Annotated in this window: 12 protein-coding genes; 7 read left to right on the plus strand and 5 right to left on the minus strand. The window is 70.7% G+C overall.

What is annotated here, in order from left to right; all coding sequences use genetic code 11:
- Positions 1-177 precede the first annotated feature (177 nt).
- On the minus strand, positions 178-828 hold the full coding sequence (locus OU415_RS35185; protein ID WP_270953938.1) for a TetR/AcrR family transcriptional regulator: 651 nt from the start codon (positions 826-828) through the stop codon (positions 178-180).
- Between the two features lie 116 nt (positions 829-944).
- On the opposite strand from OU415_RS35185, the gene OU415_RS35190 reads away from it, so the two are divergent.
- The 3 genes from OU415_RS35190 to OU415_RS35200 all read left to right on the plus strand — a co-directional run bounded on the left by OU415_RS35190 (position 945) and on the right by OU415_RS35200 (position 5,953).
- Positions 945-1,823 (plus strand): shikimate dehydrogenase, encoded by an 879-nt coding sequence (locus OU415_RS35190; RefSeq protein ID WP_270953940.1) that lies wholly within the window; start codon positions 945-947, stop codon positions 1,821-1,823.
- Positions 1,810-3,636 carry a bifunctional sugar phosphate isomerase/epimerase/4-hydroxyphenylpyruvate dioxygenase family protein gene (locus OU415_RS35195; protein ID WP_270953941.1) on the plus strand — a complete coding sequence of 609 codons (1,827 nt, stop codon included), beginning with the start codon at positions 1,810-1,812 and terminating at the stop codon, positions 3,634-3,636. Before OU415_RS35190 ends, OU415_RS35195 begins: the two co-directional genes overlap by 14 nt.
- A gap of 160 nt (positions 3,637-3,796) precedes the next feature.
- Positions 3,797-5,953 (plus strand): beta-glucosidase, encoded by a 2,157-nt coding sequence (locus tag OU415_RS35200; protein ID WP_270953943.1) that lies wholly within the window; start codon positions 3,797-3,799, stop codon positions 5,951-5,953.
- Here the strand turns inward: OU415_RS35200 and lanL are convergent.
- Positions 5,950-8,484, minus strand: a complete 2,535-nt coding sequence (gene lanL, locus OU415_RS35205) for a class IV lanthionine synthetase LanL (protein WP_270953944.1) — start codon at positions 8,482-8,484, stop codon at positions 5,950-5,952. The two genes, OU415_RS35200 and lanL, sit on opposite strands and share 4 nt — an antisense overlap.
- A gap of 80 nt (positions 8,485-8,564) precedes the next feature.
- A complete protein-coding gene (locus OU415_RS35210) occupies positions 8,565-8,735 on the minus strand; it encodes an SflA family class IV lanthipeptide (RefSeq protein WP_270953945.1) in 171 nt (56 codons plus the stop codon).
- 304 nt (positions 8,736-9,039) lie between these two features.
- On the opposite strand from OU415_RS35210, the gene OU415_RS35215 reads away from it, so the two are divergent.
- The 3 genes from OU415_RS35215 to lysX all read left to right on the plus strand — a co-directional run bounded on the left by OU415_RS35215 (position 9,040) and on the right by lysX (position 15,215).
- Positions 9,040-10,902, plus strand: coding sequence for an ABC transporter ATP-binding protein (locus OU415_RS35215; protein WP_270953947.1), 1,863 nt, complete (start codon positions 9,040-9,042; stop codon positions 10,900-10,902).
- Complete coding sequence (locus OU415_RS35220; protein WP_270953952.1) at positions 10,902-11,765, plus strand: MauE/DoxX family redox-associated membrane protein; 864 nt, start codon at positions 10,902-10,904, stop codon at positions 11,763-11,765. Before OU415_RS35215 ends, OU415_RS35220 begins: the two co-directional genes overlap by 1 nt.
- Before the next feature lie 168 nt (positions 11,766-11,933).
- Positions 11,934-15,215 carry a bifunctional lysylphosphatidylglycerol synthetase/lysine--tRNA ligase LysX gene (lysX, locus tag OU415_RS35225; protein WP_270953948.1) on the plus strand — a complete coding sequence of 1,094 codons (3,282 nt, stop codon included), beginning with the start codon at positions 11,934-11,936 and terminating at the stop codon, positions 15,213-15,215.
- A gap of 1 nt (position 15,216) precedes the next feature.
- On the opposite strand, the gene OU415_RS35230 is transcribed toward lysX, so the two are convergent.
- Together OU415_RS35230 and OU415_RS35235 are read right to left on the minus strand one after the other, a co-directional pair.
- Positions 15,217-15,513 (minus strand): MmcQ/YjbR family DNA-binding protein, encoded by a 297-nt coding sequence (locus OU415_RS35230; RefSeq protein ID WP_270953949.1) that lies wholly within the window; start codon positions 15,511-15,513, stop codon positions 15,217-15,219.
- Between the two features lie 50 nt (positions 15,514-15,563).
- Entirely contained in the window at positions 15,564-16,697 is a 1,134-nt protein-coding gene (locus OU415_RS35235) for an alpha/beta hydrolase (RefSeq protein ID WP_270953950.1), read from the minus strand.
- A 177-nt stretch (positions 16,698-16,874) separates the two neighbouring features.
- Between OU415_RS35235 and OU415_RS35240 the strand changes: the two genes are divergently transcribed.
- Positions 16,875-17,972 carry an alpha/beta hydrolase gene (locus OU415_RS35240; protein ID WP_270953951.1) on the plus strand — a complete coding sequence of 366 codons (1,098 nt, stop codon included), beginning with the start codon at positions 16,875-16,877 and terminating at the stop codon, positions 17,970-17,972.
- The last annotated feature ends 187 nt before the right edge of the window (positions 17,973-18,159 follow it).

An 18,159-nucleotide genomic window follows, 5' to 3' on the forward strand; every position in this document is an offset into this window, starting at 1 on the left:
AACTCCAGGAGTCCGTGCACCGTTGCTCAGACCGGCGACTTATGAACCATCTAGTTAGTTCCAAAGAGTGAAGTGTGCTCGGTCACCTGTCAAGGCCGTCTTTCGGAACGACTTCGACCGGATCTCCGGCGGGGCGCGGTGGGGTGGGGTCGAGCGGCGCTGCGCGCCCGCGTCGGGTCAGCGGGCGGTGAGGAAGTCGATGACCAGGTCGCCGAGCATGGTGCGGTAGTGGTCCCGGCGCGCCGGGTCGAGCATGTCGCGCTGGAAGATCGCCTGGAACGTGTAGCGGTTCGCGGTGCGGAAGACGCAGAACGAGCTGATCACCATGTGCACGTCCAGCGCGTCGACGTCGTCGCGGAACACCCCGGCGGCCCGGCCGCGCTCCAGGATCCCGCCGAGCACGCCCACTGCCGGGTCGGCCAGCCGGGGGAGCAGGTCGGACTTGGTCAGGTGCTCGGCGCGGTGGATGTTCTCGATGCTGACCAGGCGGAGGAAGTCCGGGTGCGACTCGTGGTGGTCGAAGGTCAGCTCGGCCAGCCGGCGGATCGCCTCGACGGGGTCCGAGCTCTCGACGTCGACCTCGCTCTCGATGCCGCGGATCACCGAGTAGGCGTTCTCCAGCGCGGCCAGGTAGAGCTGCTCCTTGCCGCCGAAGTAGTAGTAGATCATCCGCTTGGTGGTGCTGGTGCGCGCGGCGATCTCGTCGACCCGGGCGCCCGCGTAGCCCTTGTCGGCGAATTCCAGGGTGGCGACCTCGAGGATCTCCGCGCGCGTCCGCTCGGCGTCGCGCTGCCGGACGTCACCGGTGTCGGACGTTGGTGCTGCCACGGCGCTCCCCTGGTGGATCGGTACTCGCGTTCACTGTAGTGCAGCGCCCCTTCCTAGATCCGGGCTTCCGCCCTACTATTAACTAGCTGGTTCGTTCATTAAATCGAGGCGGGGATGTGCGCACGCAGGACAGCTACCTCATCGGGCTCGTCGGATCTGGCATCGGCCCATCGCTGAGCCCTCCGCTGCACGAGCACGAGGCCGACGAGCTCGGCATCCGGTACCTCTACCGCAGGTGGGACCTGGACGTGCTGGGCAGGCCGGCCGAGGACATCGGCGAGCTGCTCGCCGCCGCCCGCACCGCCGGGTACGACGGACTGAACATCACGCACCCGTGCAAGCAGCTGGTCATCGAGCACCTCGACGAGCTCTCGCCGGACGCCGTCGCGCTCGGCGCGGTCAACACGGTGGTGTTCACCGAGGGCCGCGCGATCGGGCACAACACCGACTGGTCCGGTTTCGCCCGGAACTTCAGCCGGGGTCTGCCGGACGCCCCGGTGGACCGCGTGGTCCTGCTCGGTGCGGGCGGAGCCGGATCGGCCGTCGCGCACGCGCTGCTGACGTTGGGCACCGGGGTGCTGCGAGTGCTCGACGCCGACCCGGGCCGCGCGGAGTCGCTGGCCGCGTCGCTGCGGGAGCGCTTCGGCGCCGACCGCGCCGAAGCCGCTAGCCTCGAGGTCGTCGCCGAGTCCTTGGCGTGGGCGGACGGCTTCGTGCACGCGACGCCGACGGGCATGGCCGCGCACCCCGGATCGCCGGTGCCCGCCGAGCTGCTGCGGCCCGAGCTGTGGGTCGCCGACGTGGTCTACCGGCCGTTGGAGACCGAACTGGTCGTCGCGGCGCGGGCCCGGGGTTGCCGGGTCCTCGACGGTGGCGGCATGGCCGTGTTCCAGGCCGTCGATTCGTTCCGGCTGTTCACCGGTGTGGAGCCGGACGCCGACCGGATGCTGAACCACTTCACCGAACTCGCCGGAGGCGTGCATGTCCGCAGTTGAACCCCGCCGGGTGATCGCCACCGTCTGCCTGTCCGGAACCCTGGAGGACAAGCTGGCCGCCGCCGCTGCCGCGGGGTTCGACGGGGTGGAGATCTTCGAGAACGACCTCATCGCCTCCGCCGCGTCGCCCGCCGAGATCCGGCAGCGCTGCGCGGACCTCGGGCTGACCATCGACCTCTACCAGCCGTTCCGCGATTTCGAAGCGGTTCCGCCGGACGTGCTGCAGGCCAACCTGCGGCGCGCCGAGCGCAAGTTCGACGTGATGGAACAGCTGGGCGTCGACCTGGTCCTGGTGTGCTCGACGGTCTCCCCGGACGCGGTGGACGACGACGAGCTGGCCGCCGGGCAACTGCGCCTGCTCGCGGAACGCGCCGCCGCCCGCAGCATGCGCGTGGCTTACGAAGCGCTGGCGTGGGGCCGGTTCGTCAACACCTACGAGCACTCGTGGCGCATCGTGCGCCGCGCCGACCACCCGGCGCTGGGTGTGTGCCTGGACAGCTTCCACGTGCTCTCGCGGGGCAGCGACCCGGCGCTGATCCGCACGATTCCCGGGGAGAAGCTGTTCTTCCTGCAGCTGGCCGACGCGCCGCGGCTGGACATGGACGTGCTGCAGTGGAGCCGGCACCACCGGCTGTTCCCGGGCCAGGGCTCCTTCGACCTGCCCTCTTTCGTGGGCAACGTGCTGTCCACCGGCTACCGCGGACCGCTCTCGCTGGAGGTCTTCAACGACGTCTTCCGCCAGGCCGACCCGAAACCCGCTGCGCTGGACGCGATGCGATCGCTGCGCCTGCTGGAGGAGCAGGTGGGGTTGCCGGTGGCCGCACCGGCACCGGAACTGACCGGTCACGCCTTCGCGGAACTGGCCGTGGACGAGGTGTCCGGTGCGCAGCTCGCCGGAACCCTCGCCGCGCTCGGCTTCGAGCGCACCGGTGAGCACGGCAGCAAACCGGTCCAGCTGTGGGAGCAGGGCGGCGCGCGGGTGCTGCTGAACGCGAAGTCGGAAACGCCGGACTCGGCGATGATCGGTGCGTTGGCGGTGGAGAGCGCCGACCCGAGCAGTTCCGCGCTGCGGGCGGATGCCATGCACGCGCCGATCCTGCCGCGCACGCGCGGGCCGGAGGAGGCGAACCTGGCGTCCGTGGCGGCGCCGGACGGCACCGAGGTGTTCTTCTGCGGCGCCGGGTCCGACAGCTGGCTCGCGGACTTCCCCGGGGCCGGCACGTCCGCGGTGCCGGGACTGGGCATCACCGGCATCGACCACGTCGCGCTGACCCAGCCGTTCGACCACTTCGACGAGGCCGCGCTGTTCTACCGCTCGGTGGTCGGGCTGCAACCGGAACCGATCGCGGAGTACGCGGCACCGTTCGGCATGGTGCGCACGCGAGGAGTCGTCGACCCGACCGGAGCGGTGCGCATCGCGCTGACCGGCACGCTGGTGCGCCGCGGTGAGTGGGCCCCGGCGGTGCGCGATCCGCAGCACATCGCGTTCGCTTGCGACGACGTGCTGGCCGCTGCGCGCGCACTGCGGGAGCGGGGAGCGCCGGTCCTGCGAATCCCGGACAACTACTACGACGACCTCGACGCCCGGCTGGACCTGGGACCGGAACTGCTGGCGCAGCTGCGCGCGAACTCGGTGCTCTACGACCGAGACGAGCACGGCGAGTACCTGCACGTGTGCACCGAGATGTTGGGCTCGCGCATCTTCTTCGAGCTCGTCCAGCGCATCGGGGGCTACGCGGGCTACGGCGTGCCCAACGCTCCGGTCCGCATGGCGGCCCACCGCCGGCAGCGCCTCGACGCCACCGGCGGTTGAGAGCACGGGGCGCCTGCTGGCCGTCGATTCGCCGGCGGGCGCCCTTGACCGTCCTCAGTGGACCCGATTCGGGTGTGCGGCGGAATGCGTGCATCTGGGCGATGACCGGAGTGCTCCGTCCACCCAGACTTGGGCGAATCTGCGCGAGAGGAGCCCGGTCGTGGTGTTCAGCCGTCGAACGTTCCTGTCGGTATCGGCCCTGGTCCTGGCCTCCGGGCGGCCTGCGGCGGCCGCGCCCGCTCGTTGCGGCGACCACCCGTGGTGCGCTCCCGGCCTGCCGCCGGACGAACGGGCCTCGCTGCTGCTGCGCGAGCTGACCCTGCCGGAGAAGATCTCCCTGCTCGGTGGCGACGACCTGGTGGGACCGGCCGGAATGCCGGGCGGCCACACCGGAACCGGGAACGGCGTCGAGCGGCTCGACGTGCCACCGGTGCACTACGGCGATGGTCCGATCGGAGCTCGGCAGGGCAACGGCACCGCCATGCCCGCGACCATCGCCCTGGCCGCGGGTTTCGACCGCGACCTGGCGTCCCGCTACGGCGCCGCGGTCGCCAACGAGATCAAGCTCAAGGGCAACGACGTGGTCTTCGGACCGACCGCGGACATCGTCCGGACCCCGTTGTCCGGCCGCACCTTCGAGGGGTTCGGTGAGGACCCGCACCTGACCAGCAGGCTCGCGGTGTCCTGGATCGGCGGAGCGCACCGCGAAGGCCTGATCGTCTGCGTGAAGCACTTCGCGGCGTACAACCAGGAAGGAGTGCTCGGCGCGGTCGGTTCGCGGATGACCTACGACGCGATCGTCGACGAGCGGACCTTGCGGGAGATCCACCTGCCGCCGTTCGAAGCCGCGGTGCGCGAGGCCGGGGTCGGCGCGGTGATGGGCTCCTACAACCGGCTCAACGGCCAGTACGCGTGCGAGAACCAGTGGCTGCTCAACGACCTGCTCAAGGGCGAGTGGGGCTTCGCCGGGTACACCATCGCCGACTACGGGGCCACCAGGAACACCGGGAACTCGCTGAGCAACGGCCTGGACTTCGAGCCCTGGCCCGCCCTGGTGTACTCGCCACCCGCCATCTCGGCGGCCCTCGCGGCGGGCCGGGCCAGCACCGCCGACGTCGACGACCACGCGCACCGCATCCTGCGGACGATGTTCGCCCACGGCCTGTTCGACCGCCCGCCGTTCCCGCCGGACGATTCCTCGATCGACCGGGAGGCGCACCTGGAGCTGGCCGGCGAGGTGGCCGAGCACGGGACGACGCTGCTGGTCAACGACGGTGTGCTGCCGCTGGACGAGAACGCCCTGCGGGGCGGGCGGATCGCGGTCATCGGCGAGGCGGCGAACCGGTTCGTGCAGGGCGGCGGTTCTTCGTCGGTCACCCCGTTCGAGGTCGTCACACCGCGCCAGGGCATCGAGCGGCGGGCGGGCGCGGAGATCACCGTCAGCTACCACCCGGGCGGCGACCCGCGAGCGGCTGCTGCGGCGGCGCGCGACGCGGACGTGGCGATCATCTTCGCCGCCGACCTCCAGTCGGAGTTCGTGGACAAGCCGGGTTTGGACGTCGACGCGGGTCTGGTGTCGTTCCCGCCGCCCGCCGCGGGCAATCCGCTGGTCGACCAGGACGCGGTGGTCGAAGCGGTGGTGGCGGCGAACCCCAACGCGGTCGTGGTGCTGGAGACCGGGGGACCGGTGCTGACCCCGTGGCGCCACCGCGTACGAGCACTGCTGGAAGCGTGGTACCCGGGTGCGAACGCCGGTACCGCGCTCGCCCGCGTGCTGTTCGGCGACGTCGACCCGGGTGGTCGGCTCCCGGTGACGTTCCCCGCGCGCGAATCCGACCTCCCGACGGCCGGCGACCCGAAGCGCTACCCGGGAATCGCCGAGCGGGTGCACTACTCGGAAGGCGTCTTCGTCGGGTACCGGCACTACGACGGGGCGGGGATCGAGCCCGCGTTCCCCTTCGGACACGGACTCTCCTACACCGAGTTCGAGTACGCGGACCTGCGCGTGGACGGCATGACCGCGACCGCGTCGGTCACCAACGCGGGAGACCGCCGGGGGTTCGCGGTGCCGCAGCTCTACCTCGGCCTGCCGTCGCCGAGCGCGGAGGTCCGCCAGCCTCCCAAGCAGCTCAAGGGGTTTCGCAAGATCGCTCTGGAACCGGGTGAAACGGCGGAGGTCACCTTCGAGCTCACCGAACGGGACCTGTCCTACTGGGACGAAACGTCGAAGTCCTGGCGAATCGCACCGGGACGTGTCGCTGTGCTGGTCGGTGAATCCTCCCGGGACATCCGCCTCACCGCCGAGCTGCCCGTTTAGACCGGCGGGGTCCAGTCCGGAGTCCAGAGGCGGGCGCCGTCGCGCTGGTGCAGGCGGCGGAGGAAGGACAGGACTCCGGAGGTTCCGGTGGACCACGGGGCGCTGGAGTCCTTCAGCGAGTTGTCGGGGAAGACCGGCGCCGAGTACTCACCGCCGCTGCGGGCGAGGACGTGGACGGCGATCTCCTCCGCACCCCGCCAGAACTCCTCGTCCCCGGTGGCGATGGCCAGGTCGACGAGCGCCTCGCCCATGCCCGCCAGGCCGCAGCACTGCGAGACCACCCACGACTGCGCGGCCAGGCCGAGGCAAGCACGTGCGCCGTCCTTGGCCAGCGCGAGGTAGCGGTCGTCGTCCCAGTGCTGAGCTGCGGCGAGCAGCGCCGACGAGATGCCCGACATGCCTTGGCACCAGGAAGCCGCCATCGGCCGCGCGGGACGTCCTCGCATGATCCGGACGAGCTCCGCCGCTTCGTCGGCGAGCACTTCGAACCGCTTCGCGGCGGACTCCTCCGCCGCCCGATCACCGGTGCGCTGGTGGTAGGACAGCAGGAAGTGCGCGATTCCCGCGCTGCCGTGCGCGAAACCGGCCTCCAGCGCCACCCCGGTCTCGGGATCGGCGGGCACCGAGTCCTCGGTGTCCCGGGTCTGGCCGGAGAGCAGCCGGCGCGCGCACTCGTCGGCGATCGCCAGGTGCCCGCCGTCCGGATCCAGGCCGTGCAGCACCAGGTGTCCCGCACCGATACCGGCCACGCCGTGCATGCAATCGGCGCGTTCGTCGTCGCCGAGCCCGATCGGTTCGGACACCGGCAGGTCCGGTGCGGTCCGGCGAGCCGCGGCGAGGAAGATCTCGGTCCCGGTCCGTCCGAAGTACAACGAGGCGGGCAGCCGGGCCGGTGGGGTCGCCGCGATCGTCCAGCGGGCCAGCTCGATCCCGGCGTCGACGCCCTCGGGGTGGTGCAGCAGCTCCAAGCCGAGTCCGGCCGATCCGCTGTAGACGTTGGTCTTGGGCGGTTCCGAAGTGCCGCGCTCGACCGACTCCGACGCCATCTCGTGCGCGGCGGCCACGCAGCCGCCGATCGTGTGCGCCAGCACGGATTCCAGCAGATCGGAGGTGAGTTCGGGCGACTTGGGCCGGTGCCCGCGACGGGTGGCGCGGTGATCGCGGAGGTCCGCGAAAGCCGCGGTGCGCTCCGCCGGGTCCAGGCTGAGCAGACCCGGGATCAGCGCGCGCACACCGGTCGCGTCCGGGTAGAGCCGTTCCAGGCACAGCAGGGTGCGCTCCAGGTTGCGCACCGGGTCGGGGTCGATGTCGATCGGGTTGATCCCGGTGGCGGCGAAGAACAGCGTCGCGCCCAGGGAGAAGTAGTCATCGCTGGGTTCGGCCGGGCGATCGGTGTACTGGTCGGGCACGCTGTAGCCGCGCGTCCACCCGTGCAGCTGGAAGCCGTCGAAGTGGCTGTTGCCGAAATCGATGAGCGTGCAGCGGCCCTCGTCGACGACCACGTTCTTCGGGGAGAGGTCGCGCACCACGACGCCGCGCTCGTGCACCGCCGCGAGGACGTCGGCCAGCTGCGCGGCCAGCCTGCCCAGGTCCTGCTCGGGAGTGGTGGGGTCGTCGAAGAACCTGGTCTGCTCGCCGACGTGCCGGTTGAGATCGCGGGTACCGGCGTCGGTGGTCACCAGGTACTCGTCCTCGCCGTGCCGGAAGTGGTCGAGCAGGCGCGGTACCCCGTCCACCCCGTCCAGGGCCTGCAGCACCCGCCGCTCGTTGCGCATCTGCGTCCGCAGATCGATGCCGTTGACGTTCTCCCCGACGTGGGCGCGGGCTTCCTTGACCACCACTTGCTGCCCGTCCGGCGTGGTGGCGCGGTAGACGTTGCCGCGAGGTCCGCGCATGACCCCGGACGTCAGCCGGTAGCGGCCGCCGAGCACCGTCGCGCGCGGCTCGGCGCCGTACGCGTCGGCGCGGAACGGGTCGCTGGCCCACGGCGGGCAGCTGAACTCCGGTCCGGCAGCGCCCGGATGCGCACTGCCGTCGGGTCCGATCACGACGAGTTCGAAGTCGCCGTTGTCGTCCACCCGGTACTGGGCGCGGAACGGCGCATACCGGTAGTACACCGGGGAATCCGGGCGGATGCGGCGGTCGCTGGTGATCCGGGGACCCGTCATCCCGACCAGCGCCTCGGCCAGCAGACCGCCCAGCCGCACCACGTCGTCCTGCGGCGGGTAGACGGTCATCGCCTTGCCGACGGTGGCCGGATCGACGTCGCCGGAGTTGAGCTCCCGCAGGACCTCGGGGGAGCGCGCGACCTTGAAGTCGCAGTCGTGGGACAGCAGCAGCGGCAGGGCGATGTCGACGGTCTGCCCGAGGGTGCCCGGACGTGCCGAGATGTGCAGCTTCCAGCCCTGGTCGGGCACCGCACCACCGGGGTTGCGCACGCTCACCCAGGTGTCGTCGACCGCCACCTCCAGGCCCGCGGACGCCGCGGCTCGCGCCAGCTGGTCGGGCAGATCGGTCGTCGTGCTGTTCATCCAGTCGCTCCCCGGTCGCGAGGTGAAGGAGCGGCGGGGAAGTCCGATGCGGATTTCCCCGCCGCCGTGGCGAAAACTCGTCAGACGATGGACGGACAGCACGGGAAGCTGCTGCACACCGTCCGCTTGCAGGTGTTCACGCACGCCTGCGGACCGTGCAGGACCTCTTTGAAGTCGACCTCGAACTCGACCGAAACCTCTTCGATGGCAACGGTTCCCGCGTCGCGGGGCTCCAGAAGCTGCGTCGGCATGATAGCTCCTCTCTCGTCCGCCGGTCTGGCGGAACGTTGTGTTGGTCGCCGAGGTGCACTTCGGATTTCGCAGTGCACCAACGAATTCGGGTGGACGCGCTCCCCACAGCGCGACGCTCTCCCCGGGGCGACCCCTGAGATTGTTGGCACATCCGGGTTCGCATACCTAGAGCCAAACGAGGGACAACGCTTACCGGGCGCCCTTTGCGTGGACTAGCTTTCCGGACGTGATGGGGACAAGTCGTTGTCCGGCAAGGAAACCGGGAATCGGACATCGCGCATGCTGAGGCGGCGGAATCGCGTCGTGGCCGAACCGGCCGATCTCGTCGCGCCGTACTGGCAGGCGCACGACGCGGAGCTGCTGTCCGCGGGGTTGGGTGCCATCGCGCGGCGCCTGCCGGGGCTGGTCGGCGACGCGATCCGGGTCGCCTGGCAGGCCAGCCGCGCCGACACCGCGGCCACGCTGGGCCTCAACGTGCTGGCGGGCTTGTTCACCGCTTTCGGTCTCCTCGCCACCAACGACGTGCTGGAATCGCTGTTCGCGGCAGGCGCGACCGCGGACCGGGTCCGCGCGGCGATCCCCGCACTGCTGCTGGTGGCCGCGGCCGCGGGGCTGCGCGCGGGGATGATGGCGGTTGCCGCGTGGGCGCAGGAGCGGTTGAAGCCGCAGGTCGAGCGACTGGCCGAGACCCGGTTGTTCCGGCTGACCACCCGGGTCGAGCTCTCCGCGTTCGACGACGAGGAGTTCCACAACTCGATGCAGCGGGCGCGCGACAACGGCGTGCCCGACTCGGCGACCGTCGTGGAGATGACGGTCAACGTGCTCACCGGCGTGATCGGGGTGCTCTCGGCGGCGGTGACCCTGGGCATCCTGCACCCGGCGCTGATGCCGTTGCTGCTGGTGACGGCGGTGCCGGACGGCTGGGCGGCGCTGCGGTCGGCGCGGATGCGCTATGCGGCTTTCCGCCGGATCTCCACCGCGCGGCGGCGGAAGTTCCTGCTCTCCGACCTGATGGCCGAGCGACCGCCGGCCGCGGAGGTGCGGGCCTTCACGCTGCGCCGCTTCCTGCTCGGCGAGTACGACCGCATCGCCGAGTACGAGCAGCGCGTGGAGCTCGACGTCGCCTGGCAGCGGGCGACCACGCGCATGACCGGCGACCTGCTCGGCGGCATCGCGCTCGGCGCGGTGTACGGGACGCTCGGCCTGATGCTCGCATTCGGATTCGTGCCGCTGGCGGTGGTGGGCACCGCCGTGCTGACCATCCGGGCGAGCCAGTCGTCCCTGACCAGCTTGGTGCAGTCGGTGAACAAGCTCTACGAGGCAGGGCTGTACTTCGGGGACTACCTGGAGTTCTGCGCACTGGCCGAGAAGTTCGTGCCACCCGAGCGCACGGCGAAGCTCGAGCCGTTCCGTCGGATCGAGGCCGACGCGGTCCGCTTCACGTATCCAGGAGCGGACACGCCCGCGCTGGACGGGGTGAGCGTGGCGGTCGAGCGCGGTGAGGTCGTGGCGCTCGTGGGGGAGAACGGGTCGGGCAAGACGACGCTGGCCAAGCTGCTGGCCGGGCTGTACGCGCCGGACTCCGGCGCGGTCCGGTGGGACGGCGTCGACCTCGCCGAGGTCTCCGGCGATGCGCTGCGCGAACGCATCTCGGTGATCGCCCAGGACCACACGCGCTGGCCGCTGACCGCCGCCCAGAACATCACGATGGGCAGGCCGCGCGACGACGAGCGGCTGGACGAGGCAGCGCGCACCGCCGGCGCCGATGCGGTGCTCGACCGGCTCGGCGACGGCTACGAAACGCTGCTGGACCGCAGGTTCCGCGGCGGGCACGACCTGTCCGGCGGCCAGTGGCAGCGCATCGCGATCGCCCGCGCCTTCTACCGGGACGCGGACGTGATGATCTTCGACGAGCCGACCTCGGCGCTGGACCCGCGGGCCGAGCACTCGCTGTTCGAGCGGATCCGGCAGCACGCCGAAGGCCGGACCGTGGTGCTGATCTCGCACCGGCTCTCCAGCGTCCGCTACGCCGACCGGATCTACGTGCTGGATCGCGGACGGGTCGTCGAGCAGGGAGCCCACGCCGAACTGCTCCTCGCCGGGGGCTGCTACGCCCAGCTCTACGAGTTGCAGGCCGCCGCGTACAGAGAGCCGAGTTCGGCGTGATGGGCTGGTCCGCCGCGGCAGCTCTGGCGGTGGCCGGGGTGCTCGCCTTCGCCGCGGTCGGCAAGCTGCGCGATTTCGGGCGGTTCGCCCGTGCTGTCCTCGGCTACCAGATCGTTCCCGACCGGATGGTCCCCGCGGTGGCTCGGATCGTCGTCACGGCGGAACTGCTGAGCGCGGTGTTGCTCGTGGTACCTCCCGCACGGGTGTGGGGGTCGGTGCTCGCGGTGGCGTTGTTCAGCGCGTTCCTGATCGGCATGGGCAGCGTCCTGCGCCGCGGGATGAGGGTGCCCTGCGGCTGTTTGCAGGCCGTGGAACGGGTCGGTGCGGCGTCGCTGACCCGCACGGCTTTGCTGCTGGTGCTGGCGGTGCTGGCCGGATTCGGTGCGGGCACGCCGTTCGAGGTGGTGCAGCTGCCGGTTGCCGCGTTGCTGGTCGGGGCGGTGTTCGCGGTGGCCTGGCTGATTTCGCGCCGGGACGCGTTGCCGCCCGGCCCGGTGGTGGGCCGGAGGTTCGAGATCGGTGCCGAGGTGTCGGACTTCGCCGGTGGTGGAGATCGCGTCCTGTTCGCCTACATCTCGCCGCTGTGCGGCGCCTGCAGGTCGGTTCTGCCCGATTTCCGCGCGGCGGCCGATCTGCTGCCGGTGGTGCTGGTGAGCTCCAGCGAGGCTGGTGAGGTCCGGGATTACCTGGCCGAGCAGTGCATCGACCTGCCGGTGGTGACCGGCCCGGACGTCTTCGAGGCCAACGGGGTTCCCGGCCCGCCCTACGCCGTGGTCACCGACGGGTCCGGTGTGGTGCTGGCGCACAGCGGTGCGAACCGGCCGGAGCAGCTGGCGGTGCTCCTCGCCGATGTCGGGAGTTGACCCCGGGTTCCGAATCGGTCTGTTCGTCCTCTGTGGGCGGACATCGCCGAAATGGGCACAAGATCAAGGAAATTCTCGCCACTCGAATCCGGGGTGCCGACACGGCGCCGGTTCGCGGCCGTAGATTGGGACCGGCGGAAGCGAACCATTCGAGGCCGGAGGGAACACGTGGTCGAGCAGACGGCGACCGGTGCCCATCGCTGGCGCAGTCGGATCCCGAGCACCACCGCAGGCGCGCTGTTCGTCATCGCACTGCTGTGCGTCGGCTCAGCGGTCGGGCTGGCGCTGTTCGGCAACGTGCAGCCGGTGCGCAGATTCGTCGACAACGTGCTCTTCCCGGCGCCGCCGAACCTCGCTTACGGCGCCTTCATCGCGATCCTCGCCGGGGCGCTCAAGCGGCGCAAGCGGTTCGCGCTGTGGATCCTGCTCGGCATCCTGGTGCTGCAGCTGATCGGCGACGTCGTGGTGCTGGTGATGCTGGGCGACCACTTCCAGGCCCAGTGGATCGCCGAGCTGGGCGAGCTGGGCACCCGCTACCAGCTGGCGGTCGCCTTCGCCTGGGTGTTCATCGCCAACATCGGCATCTCGGCGCTGGCCTTCGGCTGCCTGTGGTGGGCCCGCGACGAGTTCTACGGCCGCTCCCAGCACGGCAGCGGCTACCTCGCCGCAGCGGTGTTCGGAGTGCTCGTCTCCGCGTTCGTGGGCTTGGGCTTCGCGCTCGTTTCGGCGTTCCACGGATCGCTGCACGACACCTGGTCGCGGTTCACGTGGACCGTGGAGCGGGTGCTCGGCGGTGCCGTCGACTTCGACGTCACGCGAGTCGGACACGCGCCGGGCTGGGTCAACCTGGTCCTCGGCCTGTTCGGCATGACCGCCCTGTTCGCCTCGCTGTACCTGCTGCTGCGCGCACAACGGCTGGCCGCCGCCCTGCACCCGGAGGAGGAGCAGCAGATCCGGCTCCTGCTCGCCGAGCACGGCGAACAGGACTCCCTGGGCTACTTCGCGACGCGCCGCGACAAGGCGGTGCTGTTCTCCGACAGCCGCAAGTCCGCGATCACCTACCGGGTGGTGGCCGGGGTCTGCCTGGCCAGCGGCGACCCGCTGGGCGACCCGGAGGCGTGGCCGCCGGTGATCGACAAGTGGCTCGCGATGTGCCGGGAGTACACCTGGACCCCGGCCGTGATGGGTGTCAGCGAAGCGGGCGCGACCGCCTACTCCCGGGCCGGCATGAAGGTCCTGCAGCTCGGCGACGAAGCGATCCTGCACACCGGCGAGTTCGACCTCGACGGCCGGGACATGCGGCCGGTGCGGCAGGCGGTGAACCGGGTGCACCGCGCCGGGCACACCGCCCGCGTGCGGCGGCACCGCGAGGTGCCCGAGCCGGAGATGGCCGAGGTCGCGCGGCTGGCCGAGGCCTGGCGCGACACCGACACCGAGCGCGGCTTCTCCATGGCGCTCGGACGGCTCGGCGACCCGCAGGACGGGGAGTGCGTGCTCGTCGAAGCGGTGACCGACGACGGCGAGACGGTCGCGCTGCTGTCGCTGGTGCCGTGGGGGCGCGGCGGGCTGTCGCTGGACCTCATGCGGCGCGACCGCGACGCGGACAACGGTGTGGTCGAGTTCATGGTCAACGCGCTGGTGCAGGCCGCGCCGCGGCTCGGCGTGGAGCGGATCTCGCTGAACTTCGCGATGTTCCGCGCCGCGTTCGAGGAGGGCGCGCGGATCGGTGCCGGGCCGGTGCTGCGGGCCTGGCGGGGCTTGCTGCTGTTCTTCTCCCGGTGGTGGCAGCTCGAATCGCTGTACCGGTCCAACGTCAAGTACCGGCCGCACTGGTTCCCGCGCTACGTCGCGTTCGCCGAGCGCCGTGACCTGGCGCGCGTGGGCATCGCATCGGCCGCGGCAGAGGGATTCCTCCCGGCGCCCCGGCAGACGTCCACATCGGACTCCTCGGTGCCGCTGCCCGTCCCGGGCGCCGAACCTGCCGAGCGGGAGCACACCGAGGAGCAGCAGCAGGTCAGGCAGGACAAGCTGGTGGCCCTGCGCGACGCCGGTGTCGATCCCTACCCGGTCGCGGTGGCGCGGGCGGAACGCTGCCAGGACGTCGTCGAGCGCCACCGGGGGCTGCTGCCGGATTCGCGGACCGGCGAGAGCACGTCGGTGGCCGGGCGCGTGGTGCTGGTGCGCGACCACGGCGGCGTGTGCTTCGCGACGTTGCGCGACTTCTCCGGTGACCTGCAGGTGATGCTCACCGCCGAGCAGTCCGGCGCGGAGCTGCAGCGGAGCTGGCGGCAGCAGGTGGACATCGGTGACCAGGTGTCGGTGACCGGCGAGATCGCCACCTCCCGCAAGGGGGAGATCTCGATCCTGGCCACCGACTGGCAGCTGGCCGCGAAGTGCCTGCACCCGCTGCCCGACAAGCGGCGCGGACTCGTCGACCCCGAGGCCCGGGTCCGGCAGCGCCACGTCGACCTGATCGTCCGCCCGGAAGCCCGAGCCGCCTTGCGGGCCCGCAGCAAGGCGGTGCAGGCGGTGCGGCAAACGCTGCTGGACGAGGACTTCCTCGAGGTGGAGACGCCGATCCTGCAGCCGGTGCACGGCGGAGCCAACGCCCGGCCGTTCACCACGCACATCAACGCCTACGACATGCGCCTGTACCTGCGGATCGCCCCGGAGCTGTACCTGAAGCGGCTGTGCGTGGGCGGTGTGGAGCGGCTGTTCGAGATCGGCCGCAATTTCCGGAACGAGGGCGTATCGCACAAGCACAACCCGGAATTCACCATGCTCGAGGCGTACCAGGCCTACGGCGACTACACGACGATCCGGGAGCTGTGCCAGAACCTGGTGCAGGCGGCTGCGATCGCCGCGAACGGGGCGCCTGAAGCCGGCGGGTGCGACCTGAGCGGTGACTGGCCGGTGGTGACGGTCAACGACGCGGTGTCGCAGGCCTTGGGGGAGGAGGTCACGGTCGACACGGACTTGCCGCGCCTGCGGCAGCTCTGCGACGCCGCATCCGTGCCCTACCAGCAGCACTGGAGCCGCGGGGCGGTGCTGCTGGAGATGTACGAGCGCCTCGTGGAGGCGCGCACGACGACGCCGACCTTCTACTCGGACTTCCCCGCCGAGGTCTCGCCGCTGACCCGACCGCACCGGGACGATCCCAGGCTCGCCGAACGCTGGGACCTGGTCGCGTTCGGCACCGAATTGGGCACCGGCTACTCCGAGCTCGTCGACCCCGTCGAGCAGCGCCGCCGGCTCACCGAGCAGTCCCTGCTGGCCTCCGGTGGCGACCCGGAGGCGATGGAGCTCGACGAGGACTTCCTCGCCGCGCTGGCCTACGGGATGCCGCCGACGGGCGGGTTGGGGTTGGGGCTGGACCGGCTGGTCATGCTGCTCACCGGCGGATCGATCCGCGAGACCTTGGCGTTCCCGCTGGTCAAGCCGCGCGGGTGAGTCAACGGCAGCGGTGCTGCCAGGCGAGCTCGACCAGCTCGGCGAGTCGCTCGGGGGACACCAGGGCGAGGTCGATGCGGATGCCGATCGGCTTGTCGGACCGCCGCACCGGCTCGACGCCTTCGCCGACCGCGCCCGCCACGTCGTCCTCGCCGAGGGAGAGCATCGCGTGGCCGGTCTTGTCGATGGAGGCGAAGTTCTTGCCGCGGACGGCGAACGCGGGCATCCGGAAGTGGGTTCCTTCGGTGACGTCGGGCATGGCCAGCACCATGCGCCGGAAGTCGTCGAGCGTGCTCATCTGCCCTCCCAGGTCTCGGGGTCTGAGAGGGTAGACGACAGGACCGACGGTCAGCGCTGCTTCGGTGGCTGGTCGCCGGTGAAGTGCTGGGCGGCGAAGGTCAGCAGGTAGGGCAGCCCGATGCGGGCCGTGCGCCAGGTGTGCCATTCGCCCGGTTCAGCGCGGACCGCGACGTCGACGCCGCGGGCGGCGAGCTGGTCGGCCAGCCGGTACGACAGGTCGACGTCGCTGTGCGCGACGACACCGGCGTGCAGCATCACCGCGAACGGCTGCGGTACCTGCAAGGTGGGCAGGTACTCGTGCGGGGAGTTGGCGCGCTGCAGGTCCGGGTGCCCGGCGAGCAGGTCGGTGCCCGGGTCGTCGTACGGTTCGCTGGCCAGGACGGCCGAGTAGGTGCCCTGGTTGCGCAGGCCCAGGTTCAGCGCGCAGAACGCGCCACCGCTCATGCCGCCGATCGCCCGGTCGCCGCGATCGGGCAAGGTGCGGAACCGGGCGTCCACCTCGCGCGGCACGGTGCTGGTCAAGTACGTCTCCAGCTGTGGGCCGCCGGGGACGTTCAGGCACTCCCAGTCGGTGCCGGTGCCCGCGGTGGCGTCGACCGCGACGATGATCATCGGGGGCGTGGTGCGCGTGTCGGAGAGCGCTTGCAGCGTTTGGATCGCGCCGCCGGGACCCAGCCAGTCGTCCGGGCCGCCGCTGGGGTAGCCGTGGACCAGGTAAACCACGGGGTAGCGATCGCGGGCGTGCGCCGGGTCGTCGTAGCCGGGCGGGAGCAGCACCCGGGTGCGGCCGGTGGGGATGCCCAGACCGGGGTCGGGGAGTGAGACGTCGGCCACGCGGACGCCGCCGGGGACGGTGGGCGGGATCGGCGTCGACGGCTCGGAATCCGAGTTGCCGCCGCTCGCCAGGAGCAGCAACCGCCCGAAATCGTCCAAGGAACGGACGTATCCGACGTAGCTGTTGACCCCTGCGGCGACCGTCAGCAGCGCCAGCAGGACCGGCACCGCGATGGCGATCTTGCGCATCCGCCGCCGTTTCACGACCACGATCGCGAGGACGGTGAGGACGGCCAGGGCGGCCACCAACACCACGGACTCCAGGGGGCTGCGCCCGCCTGCCTGTTCGGTGACGGAAGCGGGCAGCTGAGGACCCGGACCGATCACGCCTGTGAATGCCACGCGCACGAAGACGATTATGCCCGTGATTCGAAAAGCCGTTCCACGTATTGGATTTCATACCGCATGTGCGGTTGTTCCGAATTCTGCGCGGAAGTCGACGCCGCCCCGCGCCCGTCCGGCGGATCCCGGTACGCTTTGTGGCGTCCACTTCGGGCGGGGTCGGATTTCGGGAGGTTGCCGGGAATGCGGTCGATCGCCGAATTCGGTGCCGATCTTTCACTCATCGACTGGTGGCCGGTGCGCGCCGCGGTGCTGGCGGTGACGCTGGTCGTGCTGGCGGTGCTGGCGTACCGCCTCCGCGTGAGGGCGGCGCGGTACGCGCTGATCCCGATCGGCGCGCTCCTGCTCGTGGTCAACGTCCTGCTCGGGGTGAACGCGTACTTCGGGTACTACCTGACGCTCGCCCAAGCGGTGGGCGCGGCCAGCGAAGACGAAGGCTCGCTGGCGATGCTCAACTCGAAAACCGTCCCGCGCAACGCGGGCGTGGTGATCGACGTCCAGATCCCACCCCGCGAATCCGGCTTCCAAGCCCGACCGGCCCAGGTGTACCTGCCCCCGGTGTGGTTCACCAGCCCCCGCCCCAAACTCCCGGTGATCGTCCTCCTCCACGGAACCCCGGGCAGCCCGGAGGACTGGCTGAACGGAGGAGAAGCCCAGCGCACAGCGGACCGCTGGGCGGCAACCCACGGCGGAAAGACGCCGATCGTGGTGATGCCGGACGTCAACGGCTCCACCTTCGACGACACGGAATGCGTCAACAGCCCGCGCGGAAACGCGGAAACCTACCTCACCGAAGACGTCCCGAACTACATCCGAACCCAGTTCCTGACCCGGGACCCGGGCAAGGACTGGGCGGTGGCCGGCCTGAGCGAAGGAGGCAGCTGCGCGATCATGCTCGCCCTGCGCCACCAGGACCTCTTCTCGACCTTCGCCGACTTCGGCGGGTTGCTCGGGCCCCGGGACGGAGACACGAACGATCCCGGAACCACCGTTTCGTCGCTGTTCGACGGGTCTCAGGGGGCGTTCAACGCTCATGAGCCCGAGTGGTTGTTGACTCATCAGCGGTTTGCCGGGTTGCACGGGTTCTTCGTCGTGGGGTCGGAGGATCCTGAGCCTCGGGCCGCCGTCGAGCGGCTCGCTGGGTTGGCTCGGCGGGCTGGGGTGGATACTTCCGTCGTTGTGATTCCCGGTGGGGAGCACACGTTCGACGTGTGGCGGGATGGTTTTGCCGACGCTTTGCCCTGGATCGTTGAGCGGGTTGGGGTGAAGGTCGCTCGGTGAACTTTGCCGCTGCTTTGGGGTTTCTTGGTGGCGGTTTGGGTTTTTGGTTGCTGCTTGTGGTTGTTGGGTTGTTGGTGGGGGTCATCCCCGTGGTTGGTGGATTGTGGGGGCTGTGCTCCGGACGTCAAGCCCGGCCTTTGGCCGCCCCTGCGGGGTTTCAGGCTTGACATCCGGAGCACAGCCCCGT

The organism is Saccharopolyspora oryzae (genome assembly GCF_027853915.1).
In the GTDB taxonomy this organism is placed as follows: Bacteria; Actinomycetota; Actinomycetes; order Mycobacteriales; family Pseudonocardiaceae; genus Saccharopolyspora; species Saccharopolyspora oryzae.

What these genes read in the sequence shown, in the direction of transcription:
- lanL (WP_270953944.1), bottom strand. Translation starts at nt 8,484, where the DNA reads ATGAACAGCACGACGACCGATCTGCCCGACCAGCTGGCGCGAGCCGCG.
- OU415_RS35195 (WP_270953941.1), top strand. Translation starts at nt 1,810, where the DNA reads ATGTCCGCAGTTGAACCCCGCCGGGTGATCGCCACCGTCTGCCTGTCC.
- OU415_RS35230 (WP_270953949.1), bottom strand. Translation starts at nt 15,513, where the DNA reads ATGAGCACGCTCGACGACTTCCGGCGCATGGTGCTGGCCATGCCCGAC.
- OU415_RS35220 (WP_270953952.1), top strand. Translation starts at nt 10,902, where the DNA reads ATGGGCTGGTCCGCCGCGGCAGCTCTGGCGGTGGCCGGGGTGCTCGCC.
- OU415_RS35210 (WP_270953945.1), bottom strand. Translation starts at nt 8,735, where the DNA reads ATGCCGACGCAGCTTCTGGAGCCCCGCGACGCGGGAACCGTTGCCATC.
- OU415_RS35240 (WP_270953951.1), top strand. Translation starts at nt 16,875, where the DNA reads ATGCGGTCGATCGCCGAATTCGGTGCCGATCTTTCACTCATCGACTGG.